The organism is Pseudohoeflea suaedae, assembly GCF_004354915.1.
GTDB lineage: Bacteria > Pseudomonadota > Alphaproteobacteria > Rhizobiales > Rhizobiaceae > Pseudohoeflea > Pseudohoeflea suaedae.
The window spans coordinates 626,992-649,584 of record NZ_SMSI01000001.1; the positions used below are offsets into that span (position 1 = coordinate 626,992).

At 59.3% G+C, this 22,593-nt stretch carries 20 protein-coding genes; 15 read left to right on the forward strand and 5 right to left on the reverse strand.

Translation table 11 applies throughout. From position 1 onward, the window contains the following. Positions 1–69: 69 nt before the first annotated feature. The 5 genes from E2A64_RS02970 to E2A64_RS02990 all read left to right on the forward strand — a co-directional run bounded on the left by E2A64_RS02970 (position 70) and on the right by E2A64_RS02990 (position 3,979). On the forward strand, positions 70–261 hold the full coding sequence (locus E2A64_RS02970; RefSeq protein ID WP_133282940.1) for a helix-turn-helix transcriptional regulator: 192 nt from the start codon (positions 70–72) through the stop codon (positions 259–261). Then, on the forward strand, positions 258–440 hold the full coding sequence (locus tag E2A64_RS02975; protein WP_133282941.1) for a hypothetical protein: 183 nt from the start codon (positions 258–260) through the stop codon (positions 438–440). Before E2A64_RS02970 ends, E2A64_RS02975 begins: the two co-directional genes overlap by 4 nt. Beyond that, the gene (locus tag E2A64_RS02980; protein ID WP_133282942.1) at positions 437–670 is read left to right on the forward strand and encodes a hypothetical protein; all 234 of its coding nucleotides are present in this window, start codon (positions 437–439) and stop codon (positions 668–670) included. Before E2A64_RS02975 ends, E2A64_RS02980 begins: the two co-directional genes overlap by 4 nt. Beyond that, entirely contained in the window at positions 670–2,808 is a 2,139-nt protein-coding gene (locus E2A64_RS02985) for a hypothetical protein (protein ID WP_133282943.1), read from the forward strand. Before E2A64_RS02980 ends, E2A64_RS02985 begins: the two co-directional genes overlap by 1 nt. An 853-nt stretch (positions 2,809–3,661) precedes the next feature. Then, the gene (locus tag E2A64_RS02990) at positions 3,662–3,979 is read left to right on the forward strand and encodes a DUF6074 family protein (RefSeq protein ID WP_133282944.1); all 318 of its coding nucleotides are present in this window, start codon (positions 3,662–3,664) and stop codon (positions 3,977–3,979) included. Between the two features lie 32 nt (positions 3,980–4,011). On the opposite strand, the gene E2A64_RS02995 is transcribed toward E2A64_RS02990, so the two are convergent. After that, positions 4,012–4,203, reverse strand: coding sequence for a helix-turn-helix domain-containing protein (locus E2A64_RS02995; protein ID WP_244598126.1), 192 nt, complete (start codon positions 4,201–4,203; stop codon positions 4,012–4,014). Positions 4,204–4,347: 144 nt separating this feature from the next. Between E2A64_RS02995 and E2A64_RS03000 the strand changes: the two genes are divergently transcribed. The 4 genes from E2A64_RS03000 (at position 4,348) to E2A64_RS03015 (ending at position 8,501) form a co-directional block, all read left to right on the forward strand. Further along, complete coding sequence (locus E2A64_RS03000) at positions 4,348–4,686, forward strand: hypothetical protein (RefSeq protein ID WP_133282946.1); 339 nt, start codon at positions 4,348–4,350, stop codon at positions 4,684–4,686. 14 nt (positions 4,687–4,700) lie between these two features. Beyond that, the gene (locus tag E2A64_RS03005) at positions 4,701–4,940 is read left to right on the forward strand and encodes a hypothetical protein (RefSeq protein ID WP_133282947.1); all 240 of its coding nucleotides are present in this window, start codon (positions 4,701–4,703) and stop codon (positions 4,938–4,940) included. A gap of 371 nt (positions 4,941–5,311) precedes the next feature. Next, positions 5,312–7,219 carry an ATP-binding protein gene (locus tag E2A64_RS03010; RefSeq protein WP_133282948.1) on the forward strand — a complete coding sequence of 636 codons (1,908 nt, stop codon included), beginning with the start codon at positions 5,312–5,314 and terminating at the stop codon, positions 7,217–7,219. Then, entirely contained in the window at positions 7,206–8,501 is a 1,296-nt protein-coding gene (locus tag E2A64_RS03015; RefSeq protein WP_133282949.1) for a PP_RS20740 family protein, read from the forward strand. The genes E2A64_RS03010 and E2A64_RS03015 overlap by 14 nt, the downstream gene beginning before the upstream one ends. Here E2A64_RS03015 and E2A64_RS03020 read toward each other — a convergent pair. Next, positions 8,452–9,471, reverse strand: a complete 1,020-nt coding sequence (locus E2A64_RS03020) for a DNA cytosine methyltransferase (RefSeq protein ID WP_206662413.1) — start codon at positions 9,469–9,471, stop codon at positions 8,452–8,454. The two genes, E2A64_RS03015 and E2A64_RS03020, sit on opposite strands and share 50 nt — an antisense overlap. A 500-nt stretch (positions 9,472–9,971) precedes the next feature. Next, positions 9,972–11,279, reverse strand: a complete 1,308-nt coding sequence (locus tag E2A64_RS03025; RefSeq protein WP_133282950.1) for a tyrosine-type recombinase/integrase — start codon at positions 11,277–11,279, stop codon at positions 9,972–9,974. A 540-nt stretch (positions 11,280–11,819) separates the two neighbouring features. Here E2A64_RS03025 and E2A64_RS03030 point away from each other — a divergent pair. From E2A64_RS03030 to E2A64_RS03055, 6 genes are all read left to right on the forward strand, one after another. Next, positions 11,820–12,203 carry a response regulator gene (locus E2A64_RS03030; RefSeq protein WP_133282951.1) on the forward strand — a complete coding sequence of 128 codons (384 nt, stop codon included), beginning with the start codon at positions 11,820–11,822 and terminating at the stop codon, positions 12,201–12,203. 119 nt (positions 12,204–12,322) lie between these two features. Continuing rightward, positions 12,323–13,834, forward strand: coding sequence for a hypothetical protein (locus tag E2A64_RS03035; protein ID WP_133282952.1), 1,512 nt, complete (start codon positions 12,323–12,325; stop codon positions 13,832–13,834). 17 nt (positions 13,835–13,851) lie between these two features. Further along, positions 13,852–14,220 carry a response regulator transcription factor gene (locus E2A64_RS03040; RefSeq protein ID WP_133282953.1) on the forward strand — a complete coding sequence of 123 codons (369 nt, stop codon included), beginning with the start codon at positions 13,852–13,854 and terminating at the stop codon, positions 14,218–14,220. 6 nt (positions 14,221–14,226) lie between these two features. Further along, complete coding sequence (locus tag E2A64_RS03045; RefSeq protein WP_133282954.1) at positions 14,227–15,957, forward strand: tetratricopeptide repeat protein; 1,731 nt, start codon at positions 14,227–14,229, stop codon at positions 15,955–15,957. 2 nt (positions 15,958–15,959) lie between these two features. Then, positions 15,960–16,994 (forward strand): HEAT repeat domain-containing protein, encoded by a 1,035-nt coding sequence (locus E2A64_RS03050; protein WP_133282955.1) that lies wholly within the window; start codon positions 15,960–15,962, stop codon positions 16,992–16,994. Beyond that, a complete protein-coding gene (locus E2A64_RS03055; RefSeq protein ID WP_133282956.1) occupies positions 16,991–18,424 on the forward strand; it encodes a glycosyltransferase family 2 protein in 1,434 nt (477 codons plus the stop codon). The genes E2A64_RS03050 and E2A64_RS03055 overlap by 4 nt, the downstream gene beginning before the upstream one ends. Here E2A64_RS03055 and E2A64_RS03060 read toward each other — a convergent pair. Both E2A64_RS03060 and E2A64_RS03065 read right to left on the reverse strand, forming a co-directional pair. Further along, positions 18,421–18,714 carry an Hpt domain-containing protein gene (locus E2A64_RS03060; protein WP_133282957.1) on the reverse strand — a complete coding sequence of 98 codons (294 nt, stop codon included), beginning with the start codon at positions 18,712–18,714 and terminating at the stop codon, positions 18,421–18,423. The genes E2A64_RS03055 and E2A64_RS03060 overlap by 4 nt on opposite strands. A gap of 1 nt (position 18,715) precedes the next feature. Further along, positions 18,716–22,552 carry a PAS domain S-box protein gene (locus tag E2A64_RS03065; RefSeq protein WP_133282958.1) on the reverse strand — a complete coding sequence of 1,279 codons (3,837 nt, stop codon included), beginning with the start codon at positions 22,550–22,552 and terminating at the stop codon, positions 18,716–18,718. Positions 22,553–22,593 lie beyond the last annotated feature (41 nt).

The following is a 22,593-nucleotide window of genomic DNA, read 5'->3' on the forward strand; positions in this document are numbered from 1 at the left end:
TTTCTCCCCCTATTTCCAACCGCTTCCTCACATCAAGCTGCACCCCATCGCAAACCGATGGAGGCAGACATGACCAACCGCATGCTACCGATCTCAGCCGTAGTAGAGGCCACGGGTCTTTCGAAGCGGACAATCTACGAAGAAATTTCCCACAATCGATTTCCTCGCCCCGTCCAGCTCACCGCGCGCCGAGTTGGCTGGCCGGAAGAACGCATCAATGCATGGCTCGCTCAGCGCGTCAGCGAAAGCGATGCGGCATGACCTATGAGCTTGCGCACTCGGAAGCGATCCGGAAGGCAGCGCGGTGGCTGGCGACAGCACCACGCCATGAAGTTCAGCCCGCGGCGGTGCCTGCGCTCAAGAGCCGGTTCGGCCTCACCGCGCGAGAAGCAGTGGCTGCGATACGCGAGGCGAACCTCATCAAGGCCCGTGCAGCATGACACTTGATCAGCATGCACCCGATCTTGAGACCACGGAAGACGATCTCTTTGAAGAGATATTCGACCAACTGAACCGGTCCTTCGTTCGCCATGGCCTGGAGCGGATCAACGAAACAATCGCGATGACGGAAGCTCTCGCAGATGAAGACGAGCGCTTCATGCGCGCGCCGCTTCAAATGCTGAAAGCCGCCGCGCTGATGGCCCGTCTCGAGCTCGAAGGAGAGATCTGATGGCTCAAACACTGATCGGCCGGCTGCTTCTTCGCATCAAGGCGGAAGGCCTCGGCGAAGCGAACAAGGTCGCCAGCGCCATGGATCAGATCGAACGCAAGGCGCGTGCAATGGGGGCAGGGGGCATCCGTTCCTGGGGTGTCGGGTTTCAGCGACAGCTCGACAAGCTCAAGCTGACGGCCGACCAAATCGGAGAAGTTGAAAGGTCTTGGGCACGGCTCCATGAGTCGATGAAGACCAGGCGCATCGATCGCGCTCTCCGCTCCTCCGAAATCTCCCATTGGCGGACGTCAACGATCAGCCAGCTCGGAATGACCCGCGCTGCGGTTGAGGATCACTTTCGCAAGGTCGAGAAGGGAACTCGCGGCCATATCATGCGGATGAAGGACATGATGCGCGCCGGCATCATCATGGCGGGCGCCTATACCATGCCGTACCTCGCTGGCCAACTCGGATTGGAGGCGGTTGGCGCAAGTTCGGAGCGCCGCCGAGAGTTCTTCCGCCAGCGAATGGCGAACATCCCGGAAGGTGATCAGCAGAAGATTTTCGATCGCTCCCAGCAGCTCTCCGAAAAGTATCCGTCGGTGCCGATCACCGCCATCATGGAGATGGCCCGCAGCTCCTACACCACGATGGGCGGCACTGAGCGAGGGCTCGGCGTGCTCGACAAGATGGTGGAATCTTTCGTCTCTCTTCAGAGTGCTCGCGGCCTAGAGGTCGCCGGTAACATGCTGATCGGTCTCCTCCGCGGCCTCGACAATTTCGGTGTGAACAAAAGCGGCCAAGTCGGCATCGATCGCGTCAACGATCTGATTGAGGCGGCGACAAAAGGTGGGCAGATCGATCCTGATTTTGATCCCGGCACCTATTTCACGCTTGCCCGGCGCGCGAAGGTAGCAGGTCCGGCGCTGTCGCCCGACTTCCTAGCGCGCGCGTCTGTGTACATGCAGGATATGGGGCCAGATGCCGCCGGCACTTCGCTTGCCATGGCCTTCAAGTCCTTCGTTCTCGAGGCGGTGGGATCGGCCGGCGGCAAGAAGTATCTCGCTGAGCGCAATCGCCTTGGCATTAGGGGGGAGAGCGGGCTCAACGACGCCGAACTGTTCGGCTCGGATCCCGATAAGTGGGTGGTCAAGCACCTGATCCCGGCGCTGATCAAAGACGGTGTTGATATGAACAACGACACCGCCATCGCTACCGCAGTCGGCAAGCTTTCGGGAGCTTCAAACGCCACGGCTCTGCTCACGCGTATGGTCACCCAGCGCGAGCAAATAGAGAAGTGGCTTGAGCTTCTGGATGACGCTATGGGTACGCGGGCAGCAGGCGAAGCGCGCGGCAACGATCCCTTCGTCGCCTGGAAAGGCTTCCTCGGGTCGATGCAAAACCTGTCCGCCGCGTTGGTCCCGATCGATTCAATCTCCGCGGGGCTGAACAATCTCGCAGATGGTATTAACGCGCTCGCACGTGCTGGCGAGGATAATCCGTTCTTGGCTGCCCTCGGCATTGGCGCCGGCACCTATGGTGCTTACAAGGGCGTCCAATGGGGTGCAGGCAAGTTCGCCGACATGTTCGGACTGAAGGCATCGGCAGTTGCGCTCGACGGCTCCGCTGCGGCCTTGACCCGGGCAGCCGTAGCGCTCGGCGGCAGCGCGGTCGCGGACGGCGTTCCGGGCGGAGGTGCGCGCAGGGCGACAAAATCACTGCTTTCAGGTCGCGGGGCGGTCGCTGCGATCCTCACCGGTGTCGTGGCCGATGGCACGCGACGGATCGTCGAGGAACTCAGCACCGACAACGCCAAAGAGGCCCGTCGTCTCGCCACGCCTCGGCAGGCTGAAGTCGAGAGCATGAAACAGCTCGAGCAAGACTATCGTGATGAGCTCATCGAGCGTCCAGTGCCGTATAAACCGAAGATCGACGATACCGAGCTCCAGTCACAGGCGACGAGTGCCGCCACAGCACTACAGGCAGCCCTCTCCGTCGTCGCAACGCCCAAGGTAAACGCGGCCTCTATTCAATCCGCCGTCGCCTTGGCGCGAGAGCTTGTGAACCTGCTCAATCAGGCCGGCACCGCTGCTGAAGCGGCGCGGTCTCGGGTCGGTGCCGAGATGCGCCGCAACTTCGCCGATGGGGGCGAATGAGTGTGGCAAATTCAGTATTGAAGTCCCGGACGCGGCTAAACGAGGACGGCACCGAACACCTGCTTTTGGGACGTGCAATCCTAAAGGTGAAGCCGTCTCGGAAGCGTGCGAAACGTACCGACCACAAGTTCTCAAAAGAGATACTGCGGTTGCGTGAAATCGAGGCGGTGATCAAACATAGGCATGGGACCGACATTCCTGATCCGGATGGAACAGATGATGCGAGCCTGTGCCTCTCCTATATCGAGGCGGCTGCGGGGGCGTGTACCGACCAGGATATGTTCCATTGGTGCCGTCGTTGGGCACCCTGGGCCTCGGCTTCAGATATTGAGCGTGTCGTCCTGCTGAGCGCAAAGCGAAGGCGGATGATACCTGCGGATAGCGTAGCCAAGATGCTCTGTCTCTCGATGAGCGAAAGGACACAACTCGGTATAAAGACGATCGGTGCTTGCGATCTCACGAAGGCAAAGCGCACCGCGCTCATGAAAGAGCGGAAACGCGAGCGTGATCGGCAGCGGCAAGAAAGGATTCGTCGTGCTGAAGGGCGTGTGGATCGCGAGTCCCACGCGGCGCAGACCTTAGCTGCAACCCAGCCTTGGAAAGCGCTCGGCATTAGTCGGAGGGCATGGTTCTATCGGCAAAAGGCAAATTGCACCGAAGTGTCGCGAATAGTATCTACTAAGGAAAGCGACACTTCAGTGCAAACCGAGCAATTTCCTCCAGTTCCCCCTTCATCGCTCTTGCCTTCCGCCGCGCGTGTAACGCCGGCCGGGGGTCTGGGGCATCAGGCCCCAGCGGGGCTCCAAGGGGCGGTGCCCCATGGGAGCCACTACATCCGATCGGAGAGCAGGTCATGAATGAGGAGCAGATGGATCTCTTCACCTACGAAAGGCGCGCCTTGCGAAGCGCCGAGGTCATCGCCTTTCCTATCGACCAGAGGCTAGTTCATATCAGGATGACAGCTCGGCAACTTGAGGTGAAAAAGGGAGAGGCGGCGGACAGGTTTTGGCGAACGGAATGCCGCCGTCTTTGGGGACGTCTTCAGGCTGAAGGCTTCTCGGAAATTGAGGTGCGAGACCAAATTGCCGAATTCGCCGAAGCGGTACATTCAGAGATGAAGCGAGCCGCTTGGGCGACGTGGAAAGCTGGAAGCCCTTCGGGGGCAGCGTAGTTCCGGCTTGGTAGCGGCCATTTGATAGCCCACTACGAACGACGTAACCTGACGCCCGCGCCTTCCCCGTCATCGGCCAGAAACGTCACGCCACGGGCTTCGAGCGCAGCCTGAAGCTTGTCCCGCGTCTCCGCCTGGAGGCCGCCTTTCTCGGTCTCGTATCGGTTCACCGTTCCCGCATTTACGCCAGCGATATCGGCCAGCTCGCGGACGCCGATTTTCAAGGCCGCACGCGCCATCCGGATTTGACTTGGAGATACCAAAATAAACACCTCGTTTGAATTAATTCATACACTGTATTTACTATGAGCGAACTGTGTTCTAAATTCTTAGCACAGTGTTTGAATAACGCCAAACGGAGATTGATCATGTCCAGCCTAGCCGAGATGTTTCGCGAAGCTCACCGTGACACGCGGGTATCCCTGCGGCGGGAGTCGGCTTCCCCGATGACATATCGTGAGTGCTTCGCATGGTTTCTCAAGCTTGCATGGGCAAAGGCGAAGAAGGCGATGTTCGAAGTGAGAGCCAAGGCTGTGGCGCCGAAGCTGTTCGCTGAACTCACCGATTTGCAGCGCGGGTTTCGCTTCACGGAAATGTCCGACAACCGCTTTTACTCTTCCGGCCGCGAGAGTGCGATGCGTTCGCGTATCGCGGCGCTGGAGGCGGCTTTGGCCGTCGCCGTCTCTCAACCTCAACCCCACGCCTAAACGGAGATACCTTCATGGCACCGCGATCGAAAATCGAAACCCATAGCGAAATCAGTTTGGCGCTCGCCGGGCTCGTCACTGTCTTGTGGGAACGGCTTGCCGATTCCGATGCGGACGAACCCACGATGGCCTTGATTTCCGAAATTCAGCGCAAGGCTCGCGTAGCGCTCGATCAGGCGGTCGAGCTTGAAGAGCTCCAGTACTGCGATCTCAACGCGTCCATGACGCCTGCGCGTCCCGTCGCGATCCAGTAGCAGCATGCCGGCGCGTTAGCGCCACCTACCCTGCCTCGTGGGCCGTACAGGCCGCACGCCGCGTCCACCATGCTCGCCACCCTTCAAGACAGCTAAGTCGCTAATCGCTCTCCTACGAGGGCGGCACAGCACGTTTAGGGACCGTATCCCGCTTGTGCCGCTCGCGGGGCGCAGCCTCGCGGCATATCGTCCGGATTCTCTTTGCCCTAGGGGGAACCGCCGCCGACAATCATTAATGGGTCGCCATCCTGCAGAGCGGATCGCTTGAAATTATGAGCTGCCAATACCTTGGCAACACATCGTATACGGGGTTAAATCTAAAAGTATGTAAAATTACGATTGCAAGAAATTTGCCCATGATTGGGGAGTAGATGTCAGCTGTTCCAGTTGAAAGCGAAAAGATCCACAGGGCCCAGATATTAGGCGAGCGCATACGGCAATCTGTGGAAGGTGAGGCGCTAGAACTCCCTCTCAACACCAGCCAACGCATAATCGCGCGGGTCACTGATGGTATTTATCGCGAACCGTGGGCAGCCTTCAGAGAGCTGTGTGCGAACGCGTATGATGCCGACGCAACGCGAGTGGTAATCGAAACCGGCGCGCCAGAATTTGATCAAATTACAATTCGCGATGATGGCGCGGGCATGTCTCCCGAGACGCTAGCCTTCGTTGTTGAAAATATAGGTGGCAGTAGTAAGCGCACAACCGAAGGGCCAATGCTACATACCGCGAGTGAGGGCGATCCGGACTTCAGTCCTGGCGGTCGACCTCTAATCGGCAAAATCGGTATTGGCTTATTCGCCGTCGCTCAGCTTACACAGCATTTTCAAATTATTACCAAAGCTCGCGGCGAGAATGTCCGATCGTGGGCCACTGTAATTTTGAAAACGCATAATGAGTCCAGGCTGAAGGACAAACCTCCTGGCTCCGAGTTTGAAGCTGGCCGAGTCAAAATTCGGTCGGAGGAGGTCCCGGATGCAGAAGTGGATGCGCATGGAACAACCATCATTCTACATGAGCTTCGACCGGAGATTCGCAGATTGCTGCAAAGCACGAATATGTGGCAGGCTCAGGCTGAGCGCGGGCCTAACGACGAACCGATTTTACCGCCCCCGACCTATCACATTGGACGACGTCAGGATGAAAAGCGCGGGCTCACCCATCTCGACGCTAATCTTCCTTGGAAGGATGGCTTAGAACCGCTGGATCAATTTCGAGAACTCGTGCGTGCAGCCTCGGAAACTGACGCGAGCTCTAAGAAGGGAGCTTCGCTCGAGCAGCTCGACGAATATCTCCGGTCTATATGGAAATTAAGCCTTTCACTGCCGCTGCAATATATCGATCAGCACCCATTCGAGACTACCGGCGACTCAGGAATTATCTTTCTAGAGGTGCCGCGCACGAACAAACGGGCCGAAATCACAAAGCTTGCGATTGATGAGACTGTAAGGGAGCATTTCGGGCTCGTTTCAGGGAAGACCGACAGTGTTGATAGGTTCGATGTGGAGTTCGATGGAATTCTCCTGCGTAGACCTATCAAGTTGCCAGCAGAGTTGGCCGTTCCGTCACGCCTCCCGGCGCCTGTTATGATGGTGGGTAGCGAAATCGCACCTTTCCCGGAAACTTCGTTGGACCGTGCTGGCGGTGTTCTAAGGTTCGAGGCTTATCTCTATTGGAATAGTAGGATTACGCCAAAAGACATCCAAGGATCGATAATCCGCGTCCGCGAAGCAAGCGGGACATTATTTGACGCCCGTTTCGCAGATTATCAAGTCTCAGAGCAGAGCCGTCTCCGGCAGATTACTGCTGAGATATTCGTACTTGAGGGCTTGGATGGTGCGATAAACATCGACAGAGAATCGTTCAACTACAGTCACCCGCATTACATCTACATTCAAAAATGGCTGCACCGAGCGCTCAGGCTACTCGCCAACCGCCTTAAACATATCGCTGGCGAAGATCTTGAGAGAGAACGCCGCGAGCAAAAGACACAGACGGCCGAAGCTACACTTCAATCGGCGTATGACATCTGGACTTCCCGGCGCGGCGCCGAGGCAGATCCTCCTTTTCGTAAGACCGAAATTCCTCAGTTGCCAGCAGCCGTGGCGGAAGCTTCGATGGTGTGGAAGCAAGAGCCCGCCGCCGACCACGTGACGCTGGCCACCTCCATATCGGTCGTTCTCGAGGCTTACGGAGTGTTGTCTGATCTCAGGCAGGAGGAGCGAGCAGAACTAGTTAACGATCTTATAAAGGTGATGCAAACTCATGGCATCAAGTGAGGGGCCGGAAGATTTTGGCGTCGAGTTGGCGGAAGATTCCCTGCCTGCGACAGTAAGCACCGACGCGGTGCCAATCCGCCTAAACCACCTCTTTCCATGGCACCGTCCGAGGAAGCAGAAGGTCCGCCGAGACCAATGGGTCGGTTTGGCAAACACGCTTGTTCGGAAGCTGAAGCAGCAAAATGTCTTGGCGCCGAAACAGATGACGTTGCCCGACGGTAGTTCTTTCCAGCAAGCGCCAGAGATACGCTATCTAACCCTTCCAGGGCTCGACTATCTCGACGTTCGGCTCATCGGGGAAATGTGTGGCGATAATGATTGCAAGCTGGAAAGCGTGGGCTTTCTCAGCGACGCCGAAGACTCAGCCATGATGGCGCGCGCGCGGGTTAGGGAGACATCCCTGATACAGGCTGGGTATATCATGGATACCTCGTTGACGCTTCCTCGCAGCATTGAATCTATCTGCAATACTACAAGCGGAACACTAAACGAGTTAAAGCGGCGTGCACCTTTTCACATCATTAACATTGACGCTTGTGGCTCCATCGCGCCCACGAGAGCGACCCATTCACGGCGCCTGATAGACGCAATTTTCCGTTTGGTCGAGCTTCAGCTCGGCAAGGCTAATCATCGCTGGCTATTGTTCGTCACTGTTGATGCTCGCGACGACAATCTTGACGCCGATACGTTCGAGGCACTTTGCAACGCGGTTAGAGAGAATGCGAAGGCGAACGCAGATTTTGAGCTAGGCGCCATTGCATTTTTGAACGGCGAGGCGACTGAGCTTGAAGGCGCCATTGAGTCGTCAAAAACTGACGGACGCCCGTTTCTAAATATGTTCTCGCTTGGGTTTGCGAAATGGCTCTTACATTTGGCCGAAGTGAAACAATGGTCGATCAAGCTCAAACGATCTCATTGCTATTCGACAAGGCCGACCGAAGATGCTTCACCTTCCATGGTCTCGCTTGCATTCGAGTTTCTTCCGCCGCCCGTGGGGCTTGTGGACCCACACAGTGTATCGAGGCAAAAACCGTCGCCGGGTGGCTCCACGAACAACCCGTCAATGCAGATTTTGGAAGGGGCAAGTCAGATCGACGATTTGGATGCACTTCTCGAGGCGGATGCAGAACTCAGCGTTGAATTGAACGCTGCTACGCATTCGCTACTGATAGAGGCTGGCTATGAAATCGACACACTATCGCCTCTAGTTGCAGAAGCAGTCGCGGGGCAGGCTACGCCGCCTCATCGTTTTCCAGACCTTCTTCAGGCGAAAGGTGCTTGAGTAGGCTTCTTGCAACGGCCTCAGCCATTGACGGCGGGACGGCCTCGCTCACTTGGTCGATTTGCGACGATAGCGACCCGAGAAGCTCGTATGAGTGCGGAAATCCCTGCAGTAGCATCGCTTCATACACGCTTAGTCGGCGGTGGCAGTCTGGATGAACATGGACTTCGCGATGGCCATAGGCGACGGTAATGCTCGGCTTTTCCCATGCCAGTGTCTTAAAACTGCGGTTGCTGCTGTCTCCCGAGCGCAAACTACCATTCTTGAACCGAGCTGACCGAGGAGCCATGCACCAATGATTACGGTGGTAAGGAAAAGCTGACGGATTAGCGTTCTTTGAGTAATAGAACGGCTCTGGAAGCCCCCTAAGAACCGTAGAAATTGCGGGTCCCCTCTCCACTTCAGGTGATTTTTCTGGTCCCGGCCACACCGTCTCGCCGAGCAGAGACTTATTTAAACCGACGATGAACAGACGCTCGCGCTTCTGAGGGGTGCCGTAGTCTGCCGCGTTTAAGAGCTGTTCGGAAACAAAAAAGCCCGCATCAGCTAGCGCATCCTTGAAGATGATCAGTCTGTGAGCATGCAGTTCACTGCGGAGACCTTTAACATTCTCCATAACGAAGAAACTGACAGGGTTGCGCGCGTTGAGCTTTTTTAGAAGCTTCGCATAAACGAGTGGTAGCTGATGTCGTGGGTCGGTTTCCGTAATGGCGCGATTGGCTTGGCTGAAGCTCTGACAGGGTGGTCCGCCAATAACGCCTTCTGGCGCAAATTCGGAGCCCCATAAGTCATCGAGCTTTTCGAGTGTGAGATCGTTCACGTCGAAACAATGACCGTGCTTGTCAGTTCGATTATGGTTGTAGGTGCGAACGCTATCTGCCTTCTTGTCGAAGGCTAAGCCGATCTCGAAATTGGCGTTCTCAAACCCCAGATCCATACCGCCGGCGCCGCAAAAAAGGCTCAGTAGCAAATGTTCACTCCTCTGCGCCTGCGGCGGTGCTTCTCGCGAGTTCGAAGGTTAGCCCGGTTTTGACTTGGAATCCAGAACATTGGGGGGCACTACGCCGCCGTCCAGCGGAGATCTTGCATATCGCATTTCCCTGCATGAGTGGCGCATGGTGTACCGCTTAAAGTATCAGTTCTCAGTGGTAAATGACTGAAGCGTCCACAGGCATCGCATTTCGCTGGCAGGTCGAAGGCATTGCAGTCCGAGGACTTCCAGATCCTCTCGATATACAATCTGTCCTGCTTTGAACTCACGGCAAAGATCGAAAATCACCGCATTAGTGATCGCCTTCGTCAATGCTTCCCGGTCCCCCTCGATAGAGTAGGTAAACAGCTTCTCCGCATAGTGTTTGTCAAAGCACCCTAGGCCGCTCTTGGTTATTTTAATGGGGTCGGAATGCGCTGTCGATGTAGTCATCCCTATCGCCATTATGGAGAAAGCTACAGCCGGGATGAAATTGCATCTCATGAAGATCGCTCTACTGACGTTAGCGGGATCACATTTTCAGACCGGCTTTCACCGCTGACGATCTCGGTCAAAAGCGCGCCCCATGCGTCTAGGGCGCGGCGTTTCTCGGCGAGGTAATCGTAAAGGTCATAGTGGCGGCCGGTGACGACGGCGGAGCCGCCCGTGTCGCCGCTGTGAGCCAGAACCTGGGAAACGACAAACCGCGGGATCCCGATCCGTTCGCTGGTCAGGTTCGTTGCCCCGGTGCGCCGAAAATCGTGAGGTGTCGCGCGAGGGATCTTCAGAGCGCTGGTCAGTCGGCTCATGGCGCGCGTGAACGCGTGCCGGTCGAAGTGTCCCCTTTCCTCGGCGCTGGATTTGAAGACATGCCCTTCTGCGCCCATCGCTTCCTTTGCTTTGAACAGCAAACCGGTCGCGATATCGCTCAGGGGGACAACGTGCGGACGCTTTCCTTTCATGCGGGTGGCTGGCACGGTCCAAAGCCGTCTGTCCAGATCGATTTCGTCCCAATGCGCACCAATCACCTCGCCGCCGCGCTGTAGGGTTGCGAGAGCGAAGCGGAGAGCAATTCCCATTTCGATGGACAGTGCAAGCTTCTCCACCGCGCCCGGCTGTGCGCAGGCGCGCCAGATCGCGCGGATTTCGTCATCGTCCAGCACCCTCTCTCGAGGCGTCGGGGTGATCACGGCGATATCGTGGGCTGGGTTGGCGGGGATCAGGTCTTTGGAGAGAGCGTAGCTCATGAGCTGCCGAATGACGTTCCGAGCGTGCCGGCCGTTCGACGGGGCCTTCTTTGAGAGCCGCGAAACCAGCGCCTGGATGTCCGCCCGTTTGATGTCGGCAAGGGGTAGGGCGCCCATGTCCTTCTTGATCAGCTTGTCGAAAACCCGGCGTTCCTCGCGGAGCGTCGAGTCCCGCTTGGCTCCGCGGGCGTTGGGGCGGTGAAGTCCTAGTGTGGCATCTGCGAAGTAGGATTCGGCGAGCCCCTCCAGCGTTCTCAGGCGCTTCGTCATTGCCTCAGCGCGCGCCAGTCGGGTATCTTGAACGAGATCCGCGCCTCCGGCGACCGCGCCTTTGATCTTACGAGCCTCTTCGCGCGCTCTGGAAAGCGAGATCGACGGAAAGGGGCCTATCGACTTGCGCCGGTGTTCGCCGGATGCGTTCACGTAGCGAACGGACCAAGAGCGTTTGCCCTTTTCCGTCACCCGAAAGATCAGGCCGGATTCCTCATCATCACGCAACTCGAGCCTTTTGCCTTTCTCAGGCATCGATCGCTTGAGGAGGTCAGTCGTCAACTTGGCCACTCAAAACTCCTGGGGCAATTCTGGGGCAATAGATATCCGCTCTCTTTTGCATTAGTTTGCACTCTACTGCACCCTACGCGAGATCGCAATTGTCGAATAAACAAGGAGTTAGAAGTTGAACGCCATCTACCAGCATTCGCCTGCACAGAATGACCTCCAGACTACGAATCTGGGGGTCAGGAGTTCGAATCTCTTCGGGTGCGCCATTTCACGTAAATTCGCGATGCGAAATGTGGAAGGCGTCTTCCTCGGGGTTTCGGCGGCAATCGTTTGGAACAGGCGATGAGAGCCGTTCGAACGAATTTTGCCCGGGCGCCATTTTTTTCTCCACCTTCTGTGCTCCTTGCGGTCTGCGACGTCGGGTGTTTGAATCGCTTCTCAGGCTCACAGGTCGCGTTACGAACCACACAAGGATGACATCTGCCCGACCCGCTCTATCTTGGAGGCTGATCTCCCGTCCGGTCTTCCGAGGCCATGGCTCCGAGGTCCGGTATTGCGGCAGCCGGCGCTGCGAAATTATGAGCGAAAGACTGAAACTCAATGACAGACCATCTGATCCTGTACGTCGATGACGAAGACGATATCCGTGAAATCGCGGAAATGGCTCTGGCCTTGGAGCCGGCGTTCAGGGTTGCCACTGCCGCGTCCGGAGCCGAGGCCCTGGAAAGGGCGAGGGGCGAACGGCCTGACCTTATCCTGCTCGATGTCATGATGCCGGGAATGGACGGGCCCGCCACGCTTTCCAGCCTGCGGGACGACGAGACCACGTCCGGCGTCCCCGTGGTCTTCATTACGGCGCGCACCCAGGCGCATGAGGTGGAGCGGTTTCTCGCCCTCGGTGCCGTCGGCGTGATCGCCAAGCCCTTTGACCCGATGGCTTTGGCGGGAGAGGCCATGCGCTATCTGACGGCAGGACGAGATTGAGCAGACGGGCGCCAGGGCCGAGCCGGTTGCAGTTCGGCCTTGCGCTTCTCGTTGCTTTGCTTTCATCACGGTCGGAGGCGCAGGATGCAAGGGAAGAGCGTCCGGCAAGTGGGGCTGCAATGAACGAAGTCTGGTCCGCACGCATCCCGAAGTTTGAGAAACTGCCCACGCGGATCATCGTGGAGGGCGTCGATCAGGCGGGCATGTTCCGTCCGTTGCGCGCGGCAATCCCCGAAGCGGGTGAAATGTCACCTGCGCCGCTTCCCCTGCCCATCGGCACAGATCTGCTCGCGGATGCCGCTACGCGTGTGTTCGGGCTCGAGGAGCGGGCGACCGTCACCACGGGATCGACGGGCTCTCTTGTCATGGAGTGCAAGGCCGGTTCCGCTCCGGCCGGACTTCTGGTGAGTGCAGGCAACGCCTATGTGCCGAGAGAAGTGCCCATGAGGCTTCTCGTCCGATCGGAGGGGGAGGGCGGATTTGCGGTCGCCGTCGTCGACCGCGCGACCGGGGAAAACGTATGGGCGTCGGCCGAGATCACGGATGCCGAGACGGTCCTGGCCTTGCCGAGCCGGTCATGGGCGCAAAAGGACCTGCCCGACATCCGCATCCTGTGCCCCTCGTCCTCGGGCAGGATCGAAATACGGTCGGCGCGTCTCGATGTGCCGGAGGGTGGCAGCGTTCCGGCCGGAGCGGGAGCCTGGATGTGGAACGCGGCCGATGCGCTGGAGGCGGATGGGCAGCTTGAAGATCGCCTCGAAGCCGGCGGCATCGACCAGGTCTATCTCCAGCTTCCTGTCGCCGGGAATTCGGTCGTTCATCAAACGGATCTCCGTGCATTGATCGAGCGCTTGCGCAAGCGAAACATCGATACGATTGCAGTTGAAGGTGATCCGGAAATGGTCTCTCGGGACGGACGCCTGCACGCGCTTTCGCGAGCCTCGGCGATCTCCGGGTTCATCGGCGGTTCGTCCGCAAGGCAAAGTTTGGCCGGCGTCCAGTATGATATCGAGCCCTACCTCGGCGGTTCTCATGTGAATCCGGAAGAGATGTGGGATGAGTGGAAGGCGACGATCAGGGCGCTGGCCGATGAGATCGGCAGTCCGGTCTCGGTCGTCGTGCCCTTCTGGATGCAGGCCAGCGATGCCGGCATTCGTGCCCTCGACGATCTCGACGGCCAAATCGCGGAAATCGTCGTGATGGCTTACCGCACGGACGAAATCTCCCTTTGGCAGATTTGCGAGCCATGGCTTGCATATGGGGCCGACCGGAACCGGGCTGTCAGGATCGCGCTCGAGAACGGCATCCTGGAAAAGGAGTGGCACAGAACATACAGGCGGGCCGAAAAGGGCCCTCTTGTCCTGGAAATTGATGTGGATGGCACGCCGATGGTCAGCCTTGGCAACGTCTCGTTAACCATGAATGGAGAACATTGGTGGTATGACCTGTCCCATGAGGTTGTCATCGATCCCCGCCGGATCAGCTTCATGGGAGATGCGGCAACGATGTCGGCGCTCGCAGCTCGAGTGGCCCCTGAGTTCGCTGCCTGGAAATCTTTCACGGGATTTGCTTTCCACGGACTCGATATGAAAGCGGAAGCCGCAGCTTCCAGTAGAGAGACAACAAAATAGTGAGGGAGTCTGAGGCTATGCATACGATTCTCATCTGCGACGACGACACGCTCATCCTCGAACTCATGGAGTTCCGCCTTCAGGCCAAGGGGTATACGGTCATCAAGGCCGAGGATGGTGAGCAAGCCTTGAAGCAAACTGCCGAAGCCCGGCCTTCGCTGGTCGTACTCGATGCGATGATGCCGAAGCTCGACGGCTTTCAGGTCCTGTCGCGGCTGAAGGCAAATGAGGACCTCAGGCATATCCCGGTCATCATGCTGACGGCACGCAAGGGCGAGCAGGAAATCGTCTCCGCGCTGGAGCGCGGCGCCGAAGACTACCTCGTGAAACCGTTCATTCCGGACGAGCTGATGACCCGGCTCTCCAAGATCCTCTCGAAGAAGTAGAAGCCGATGGGCCGCGCCACCCGCATCATCGTTGCCGGATCTCTCCTCGCCATGGCGATGTATTCGCCCGCCGGCGCCCAGACCGCCGACGAACTCTATGCGCAGGCGGTGGAGGCCCGCAAGGCGGGGGCGACCGAGGACGCGACGTCACTGCTGCGACGCGCCCTCGAACTTGAACCCGACAATGCGGATGCGCTCGTCCAGCTCGGTTTCGCGCTCCTCGCCGCAGATGATCGGGAAGGTGCCAGATCGGCCTTTGATAAAGTCCTTTCCATCGCGCCTGGCTATACCGATGCCAAGTTCGGGCTTGCGCAGCTCGCCTTCCGGGACGGCGATCTCGTGAAGGCGGACGCGCTGAACCGCGAGGTCCTGAGCGCTCAGCCGGACTATGCGGATGCCGCGGAACTCGCGGAGCGGATCAGCAGGGCGCGTGCCGGCGTGATCGACAGCAAGCCCGTTCGGTCTCCGGTCGTGAAAACGGCCGCGCCCCTGCGTGCCGAACCGCGGCCGACGGCTCTCGAACGTGCGACGGCACTGAGGCTCGAGGGGCGTTTCGCACTCGCGGAGGCTGAGTATCGTCGCGCACTGGCCGCGGATCCCGGCAATACCGACGCGCTGGTGGGACTGGGTCTGGTCCTTGCCGTCAACGGCGATCCGGATGAAGCTCAGCGCCTTTTCCTGCGCACTCTCGACATCGCTCCCAGCTATATCGACGCGCGGGCCGGACTGCTGCGTCTGGCGCTGGCGCGCGATGACGTGCCGGGCGCAAGGGGAATCGTCGACGACCTGAGCGTTGCCGAGCGGGAAAACGCGGATATCGCGGTTCTGGCCGGGCGCCTCCTCATGCGCGAACACAGCTATCGGCAGGCTCGGGACATGTTCCAGAGCGTTCTGGAGCGGGATCCGTCCAATGCGGATGCGCTCATCGGACTGGGCGACGCTCAACAAGCGCTCGGCCAATACAGTTCCTCACGCGCGACATTTGAAAAGGCCCGGGCGCTCGACCCCGGGTCGCAGGCGGTTCTGGATCGGATGACGCTTGCCGACCAGCCGAACTGGCGACTGGATCTCGGCACCGAATACAGTACGCTGTCGGGCGACCGGCCGTCATGGACAGACACCATTGCAGCGGCCTCCTATCGCCTGCGCCCCGATACGACATTGACGGTGTCGGGACGCCTCGCGACGCGCGGCGACGTCGAGGATGTTCAGCTCGGCCTCAGGGTCGACCACCGGTTCAGCACGATCGTGTCGGCCCATGGCGGGATCTCCGTCACGCCCGACGGCGACTTTCTTCCGGATGCGACGATCGCCGGCGGGCTGCGGATCGACATTCCCACCGATACATCGGTCTCGCCCTTTCTTGACGTGGATCTCAGACATGACCGCTATTCCGCGGACTCGATCACCACGCTTGCGCCCGGCGTCGGTGTGCAGCTCGGCACCCGGGTGACGCTGTACGGACGGTGGATCCATTCGGCGAGCCAGAGCGGGGCGACGGCAGACGGCTATCTGGTCCGCGCCGACGTCAATCCGTTCGACCGGTTGGGGTTTTTCGTCGGCTACAGCGACGCGCCGGAGATCGACAGCGCCGCGCTGATCGACACGCAAACCTGGTTTGTCGGCGCCTCGCTCGACTTGGCGGAGGGACTGGCCTTCAGGATCAACTACTCCAACGAGAGCAGGACCGCATTCGACAGGAAGACTGTCGGTGCAGGACTGTCCTACCGGTTTTGACGATGTTGAGATTGGTCTGGTCGTTATCAATCGCGCTCGCGCTCACGTCCATCTTCGTCATGCTCGTACTTATCGTGCGGCGGGTCATCGTCACGAGATTGGAGAAGAACCGGAACGCCGCCAAGGCCAGACTGAACGCGGCATTGATCCGTTTTACCGCCGATGAGGACAAGGAGAAGGTTCTGGCGTCGCTGTCGGGCATTCCGAAGACCGTGATAGCCGATGCCGGTTTCGAATTTCTCGCGCTGTTGCGCGGAAACGAGCGGCGCGAGATCGAGGAAGTCTTCGCTGAGATCGGGATCCAGCGGGTCATTCGCAAGCAGCTGAGGCAGGGCAACCGGTCCCAACGCATTTTTGCGGCAGAACGTCTGACGGCTTTTCCCGCAGCCGAGACCAACCGCGCCCTGCTGGCCGCTCTGCGCGACCGTTCGCGCCAGGTGCGTATTGCCGCGGCGATTGCCTTGGGCGAAATGCAGGCCTTGCCGCCTCTCGCCGACGTCATGAACATGATCGGCTATCGTGGCCAGCGTTCGGCACGGATCGTCGACCTGTTTCAGACGCTCGGGGCCGAACGCTCCGAAGAACTGCGAAGCGTCGCGCTGGATATCCGTGCCAATGCCCTGATGCGCTCTGCGGCGATTGCCGTGCTTGGCCAGACGGGCGACTACAGTCACCTGGCCTTCATTCGCGAGATGACCCGCGACGAATCGGCCGATATCGCCGCAGCGGCCGTCAACGCGGTCGGACGGCTGGCGCATCCCTCGTCGGCCCCGACCGTCATCGAGGCGCTCAGGCATGCGGACTGGCGCGTCAGATCGGAAGCCGCCCAGGCGGTTCGTCTGGTCGGCGCCCGGGATGCGATTCCGGAACTCACAACTCTCCTGGAAGACGCCGAATGGCCGGTGAGATACTGGGCGGCGCATGCGCTTCACGCGTTCGGCCAGGAGGGTATCGACATGCTCCGTTCGATCGCCGAGGGCGACCCGTCGCGCAGTCAGCGCACGGCTTCGATGGTCATGGCGGAGGACGCGGCATGACGCTCGATGCAGACATCACCGCGTTCCTGTTCGATGTTGCCTTCTGGGTTGCGGTCATCGTGATGACGTCGGGGCTGCTCCAGACCCTTGTCTATCTCGCGCAGCTTCTCGTCGCCACATACGCCCTTATGAGACGCCCTCCGGTAGCGCGCTCCAGTCTCTTGTGGCATCGCTTTGCCGATGTCGCTCCACCGATCGCAATCATAGTCCCCGCCTATAACGAGCAGCTCAACGTCACCGAGACCGTTCATTCCCTTTTGTCGATGGAATACCCGAGCTATGAGGTCATCATCGTCAATGACGGCTCGAGGGACAGGACCCTGGAGGTGCTGATCGAGGCTTTCCAGCTCAGGCAGGTCAGCCGTTCCTATGAGGAATCGCTCGAGCACCAGCCCATCCGCGGCATATACGGCAATCCGACGAATGATCGTCTGACCGTGATCGACAAGGAGAACGGGGGGAAGGCGGATGCGCAGAATGCCGGTATCAATGTTTCGCGTGCACCGCTTTTCTGCGTCATCGACGGTGATTCGATACTGGAGAACGATGCACTTCTCCGTGCCTCGCAGCCCTTCATCGAGGATCCCGAGAGAACGATCGCGGTGGGCGGCACGATCCGGATAGCCAACAACTCGACCTTCGAACGGGGAAGCGTGACCGAGGTCCGGCTGCCCACCAGGCTTTTGCCCTTGTTCCAGGTGATCGAATATCTGCGTGCCTTCCTGATGGCCCGGCTTGCCTGGAGCCGAATAAACGCCCTGATGCTGATTTCCGGCGCTTTCGGCGTTTTCCGGCGTGGTGACGTCATCGCGGTCGGCGGCTTCACCCAGGGGTCCATGGGAGAGGATTTGGATCTCGTGCTCAAACTCCACCGGCACATGAGGCAGATCCGCAAAGACTATCGTATCGAGTTCATCCCCGAGCCGGTCTGCTGGACCGAAGCGCCGGAAACTCTTGCCGTTCTGGGGCGGCAGCGCTCGCGGTGGCAGCGCGGGGCGCTCGAATGCTTCTTCCGGTATCGCGGCATGTTCATGAACCCGCGCTACGGCCGTATCGGGCTGTTGGGAATGGTCCACGTCTTCATCGTGGATGTGGTCGGTCCTGTAGCCGAGGTTCTGGGCTACATCCTCATTCCCCTGTTCTGGTATCTGGGCATCCTCAATCTCGATTTCCTGCTTGCCTACACCGCGCTTGTGTTCGTCTACGGAATTTTCGTCAGCGTCGGCTCGCTGGTGCTCGAGGAGATGGAACTCCGGCGTTTCCCCAATGCGAGGGATCTCGCGATCTTGCTGCTCGCCGCGATTGTCGAGAATTTTGGCTACCGCCAGCTCAACAATTTCTGGCGTATCCGCGGATGCTGGCAGTTTCTGCGACAGGACAACTCCTGGGGCGAGATGCCACGGACCGGCTTCAATTCGTCAAGCAACTAGCGGACGATGCTTTCCAGCGTCTTCACGAGCTCATCGAGCGCTGCGGCCAGTTGCGCATGTGAGGGCTGAGTTTGGTCCACGAGGAGGTCCTCCAGCAGCCGAGCCTTCTCGCTGGCCTCCGGATAGCCGAACAATGCACCGCTGCCCACGATCTTGTGTGTCCTTTCGGTGAGCTCGGGACGTCTCGGTGAGGCAGCCAGGTCGCCAGGCTGATCACGTATTTCCTTCAGGACCGCCAGATCCGTGGCGCATCGAGCTCGAAAGCGCTGGGCGAAGACATCCAGATCCATGTCAACTGCGCCCGCGCGCTGCTTCGCGTTGCACTTGCGCTCTCTCCTGCAGAAGGCCGACGACGGTCTCCACCACTCTGGCTTCTGTCACCCGCGATTTCGGAAGATATGCATCGACGCGGATATCGGGGTCGTAATCTTCCTGGGCGGTCAGGACGATGATCGGCAGCCCCATCTCGGAGACCTGACCGAGCAGTTCGAGGCCGTTTCCGTTATAGAGGCCGATATCGATGATCACCATGTCGATAGTCCCGCCGGCGAGAAGCGAGCGCGCTTCCGGAATGGTGGCGGAGCAGATGACGCGCGCACGGTCGCGGAGATAGGCGGCCACCACCTCGGAAAAATCACGATCATCCTCGACATGCAGGATGGCAGGCAGGTCGCCCTCCGTCGCCGCCGCGGCAAGACTGCTTTCCTCGGTATCGACGGCCGGCAGCGTGATCCAGAACGTGGACCCTTCGCCAGGGGTCGCGTCGAACCCGATCTCGCCGTCCATCTGCTCCACGATCTGTTTGGAGATATGGAGGCCAAGGCCCGTGCCGCCCTTGGCCCGGGTCGCCGAACCGTCGGCCTGCGAAAAGCGGCTGAATATCTTGTCGCGGAATTCGGGGGGAATGCCCGGCCCCTGGTCGGCTATCATCACCTTCACGCCACCGTCTATGGCTTGCGCGGACACGCGCACCGTCGAACCCGCGGGGGAGAATTTTGCCGCGTTTGACAACAGGTTCGCAAAGACCTGATGCAAGCGGGCGAGGTCGACATTGACGATGGTCTTGGGCAGCGGCATCGCCAGTTCCTGGATGACCTCGTGCGCGTCCGCATATCCCTGGTTGGCCTCGAATGCCTGTTGAACGATGTCCGCGATGCTTTCCTTGCGCTTGTCGAAGCGCATCTTGCCGTTGGAGATCTTCTCGAGATCCAGGATGTCGTTGATCAGGAGCACGAGGCGCTCGCAGTTGCTGTGCGCGATCGACAGAAGCCGCGTGACATTTGCCGGAAGGTCTTCCTTCATCGCGCCCAGAACAAGGCCCAGCGACCCCCGGATGGAGGTCAGCGGGGTTCTCAGCTCGTGGCTGACGGTTGCCACGAACTCTGTCTTGAGTTGCTCGGCTTCCTTGATCTCCGTGAGATCCTGGAACTGCGTGATGAAATATCTGGAACCGGTTTCGAGATCGCTGGCCATCGATACGCTCACCAGCACCCAGACAAGCCTGCCGTTCTTGTGCAGCATGCGCATCTCGCGCTGGTAGGAATTGATTGCCCCATCCGCGAGTTGCCGGGGACGTGCGTCGTCGGGATCGATGTCTTCCACATGGATGAAGTCACGCGCATCCTTTCCGATCAGCTCATCCGGGCGATAGCCGAGCAGATGACAAAGGGCCTGGTTGACCTCCATCCATCGCCGGTCCAGGGAAGCCATGGCCATGCCGACTGGTGCATTGTGAATGGCAGTGCGGAACCGTTCCTCGCTTCGCTGCAGCGCGTCCATGGTCTTTCGCAGTTCGGTGATATTGGTCTGGGTGCCGATCATGCGCAGCGCCGTGCCGTCGTCGCTGCGTTCCGTGACTTCGGTGTCCGACCTCAGCCAGATCCAGTCGCCGTCGACACGCCGGATGCGGTATTCGGACACGGAACGCTGCGAGCTTCCTTCAATACATGCCCGATCGGCTGCTTCGACCGTCGGCCTGTCATCCGGATGAATCCGGCTTTGCCATTCCGACTGGGCATCGATCTCCTCGTCAGCGGAGAAGCCAAGCATCAGTTTCCAGGTTTTGGAGACGACGGAGATGCCGGTCGTGAGATCAATATCGAAAACGCCGATCTCCGAGCCTTCCAGCGCAGCGTTCCATCGGCGTTCATTTTCCGTGAGTGCCTGCTTGGCCACTTCCTCGGACGTCACATCGCGGATCAGTGCCGTATAGCGGCTTGCTCCGTCCATATCCTTCCAGGGGTTGATCTGGAGCTCGATATAGAGATCCACACCCTCGCCGCTTCGCGTTCTCCGCAGCGCATTCGCATGGCCGCCGAGGTCGAACTTGAGATCGCCGCCGATGACCTTCGAGAGGGGCGTGCCGACCAGCCGTTTGTCGCTGCGAGCGAAAATATGCTCCGCGGCACGATTGGCGGAGAGGATGTTGCGCTCTTCGTCGAGCAGCATGATGCCAACCATCGCCGTATCGATCAGCGAGCGGGTGCGCTGCTCGCTTGCGCTCAGCTCGCGCGTCTTGGTCTGGACGATCGAGCGGACGGTCTCCTCGCGTCGCGTGAATGCAAGAAGCAGCGCGGCGAACATGACCGACAGAGCCAGTCCGGCAACGAGCGTGATCAACGGCAGCTTGCTTGTGACCGCGCTTTCGAATTTCGGGGTGCTTTCCCAGACGATGGTCCAGGTCTGTTCCATGACCGGCACTTCAATGTTCAGCTTGAAGTGTGCAGCCGGGCGAGAGGCGCCTGAAGCATATATCAGGTCGTCTTCAGCCGTCGACGAGCCGTCATAGATCCGGACGTTGAAGAGTTGTCCCTGACCGAGTGTCAGGCCATTCATGAAGCGCGGAGCGATGAAAGGTGCATAGATCCAGCCTCTGAATGCGGCCTGGCGGGCCGACGCCGTCTTCAGGAAATCGGGGTCTCCATAATAAATCGGCCGGAGAAGGAGAAACCCGGCGCTCTCGGTTTCATCCTGCACCAACAGAATACGCCTGGTAATTGTTGGAAGGCCGGTATCGCGCGCATGAACTGCAGCTTCATGGCGGTTTTTCTCGAACCCGATATTGAGGCCGACGGCCTTCCGGTTAGGAGCGACTGGTTCGATATATTTGATGATGAAATTGTCGAAGCGCTCTCCGTCCGGATGGATTTCGAGGTCGGCGACCCCGTCAGCCATCACCAGCCTGGGGTAAATGTCCAGCTTGGTTTCATCCACGGGTTCGATGAAGCCGATTCCGCTGATGCCCGGGAGCGAGTCCCGGATGGTGAGCGTCTCCACATAGGATCGCCATTCAGGCGCTGTGATCCTGTCCGAGGCGTCGAAGAAACCGGCTCCGCCATCGAGCGCCCTCTTATAGGCGTTCATGCGCGAGTCCAGGGCCTGAAGGTTGTTGTTGGCCAGCGCGGAAAAATTCTCGGAGCTGTGTTCGAAGGTCACGCGGCTTGCGACATTCCAGGCCATGACCGTCCCGAGCAGGGGGATCGCCAACATGGCGAGTGTCGCAATGGTAAACCCGGTCACCGCGCGGTCTTCCCATTCCACCGTCCAGGGACGCCAGGGATTGAGAAGGCCGATCGGCAGGAAGAGGATGACGCCGAGAGTGTCTCCGGCCCACCAGTTGAGCCAGTTCTTCAGATAGGATGGCCCGTCCACCGCGCCGGCCAGCCAGAGCGTGGTAACGCCCACGGTCGCCGCCACGGTGCAGACGACCGGACCGCAGATGACGGCTATTCGGATGAGATCCGAATAGCCGCCAATACGGATCGGAATCCCGTAAAGACGCTCGATGAGCTTGAAGGCGAGAACGGCCTGTAGCGAGGAGCCTGCGGCAATGCCGGCGGCGGCGGCCATCGCCACGAGGTCAATCGCGCCGTCCCTGTAAATGCCTCCGACCAGCGAGTTCAGGATGAACGAGCCGATGAGGATGCCGGGCCAGTGGCGCACGCCGTGGAGCAGCAGTATGGCAAGGGCAAGACCGGAGGCCGGCCAGAGGACGGTCGCGTAACCGGGCGGCACGGCCATCTGCAGGCCGACGGCTCCCGCAGTCAGGTAGACTGTCGCCAGGATCGCCACGACCAGAAGTCCGGACCGTGCGACGGGCGCCTTTTCGCGCGCGGGCTTCCCAAGCATTCTTTTATATCCCGTGTTGTCCGATACCTTTCTCTCAGACG

Bases quoted from the DNA above. Each gene is read 5' to 3' on its own strand.
- E2A64_RS02970 (WP_133282940.1), top strand. From the start codon at position 70: ATGACCAACCGCATGCTACCGATCTCAGCCGTAGTAGAGGCCACGGGT.
- E2A64_RS02975 (WP_133282941.1), top strand. From the start codon at position 258: ATGACCTATGAGCTTGCGCACTCGGAAGCGATCCGGAAGGCAGCGCGG.
- E2A64_RS02980 (WP_133282942.1), top strand. From the start codon at position 437: ATGACACTTGATCAGCATGCACCCGATCTTGAGACCACGGAAGACGAT.
- E2A64_RS02985 (WP_133282943.1), top strand. From the start codon at position 670: ATGGCTCAAACACTGATCGGCCGGCTGCTTCTTCGCATCAAGGCGGAA.
- E2A64_RS02990 (WP_133282944.1), top strand. From the start codon at position 3,662: ATGAATGAGGAGCAGATGGATCTCTTCACCTACGAAAGGCGCGCCTTG.
- E2A64_RS03000 (WP_133282946.1), top strand. From the start codon at position 4,348: ATGTCCAGCCTAGCCGAGATGTTTCGCGAAGCTCACCGTGACACGCGG.
- E2A64_RS03005 (WP_133282947.1), top strand. From the start codon at position 4,701: ATGGCACCGCGATCGAAAATCGAAACCCATAGCGAAATCAGTTTGGCG.
- E2A64_RS03010 (WP_133282948.1), top strand. From the start codon at position 5,312: ATGTCAGCTGTTCCAGTTGAAAGCGAAAAGATCCACAGGGCCCAGATA.
- E2A64_RS03015 (WP_133282949.1), top strand. From the start codon at position 7,206: ATGGCATCAAGTGAGGGGCCGGAAGATTTTGGCGTCGAGTTGGCGGAA.
- E2A64_RS03030 (WP_133282951.1), top strand. From the start codon at position 11,820: ATGACAGACCATCTGATCCTGTACGTCGATGACGAAGACGATATCCGT.
- E2A64_RS03035 (WP_133282952.1), top strand. From the start codon at position 12,323: ATGAACGAAGTCTGGTCCGCACGCATCCCGAAGTTTGAGAAACTGCCC.
- E2A64_RS03040 (WP_133282953.1), top strand. From the start codon at position 13,852: ATGCATACGATTCTCATCTGCGACGACGACACGCTCATCCTCGAACTC.
- E2A64_RS03045 (WP_133282954.1), top strand. From the start codon at position 14,227: ATGGGCCGCGCCACCCGCATCATCGTTGCCGGATCTCTCCTCGCCATG.
- E2A64_RS03050 (WP_133282955.1), top strand. From the start codon at position 15,960: ATGTTGAGATTGGTCTGGTCGTTATCAATCGCGCTCGCGCTCACGTCC.
- E2A64_RS03055 (WP_133282956.1), top strand. From the start codon at position 16,991: ATGACGCTCGATGCAGACATCACCGCGTTCCTGTTCGATGTTGCCTTC.
- E2A64_RS03060 (WP_133282957.1), bottom strand. From the start codon at position 18,714: ATGGATCTGGATGTCTTCGCCCAGCGCTTTCGAGCTCGATGCGCCACG.
- E2A64_RS03065 (WP_133282958.1), bottom strand. From the start codon at position 22,552: ATGCTTGGGAAGCCCGCGCGCGAAAAGGCGCCCGTCGCACGGTCCGGA.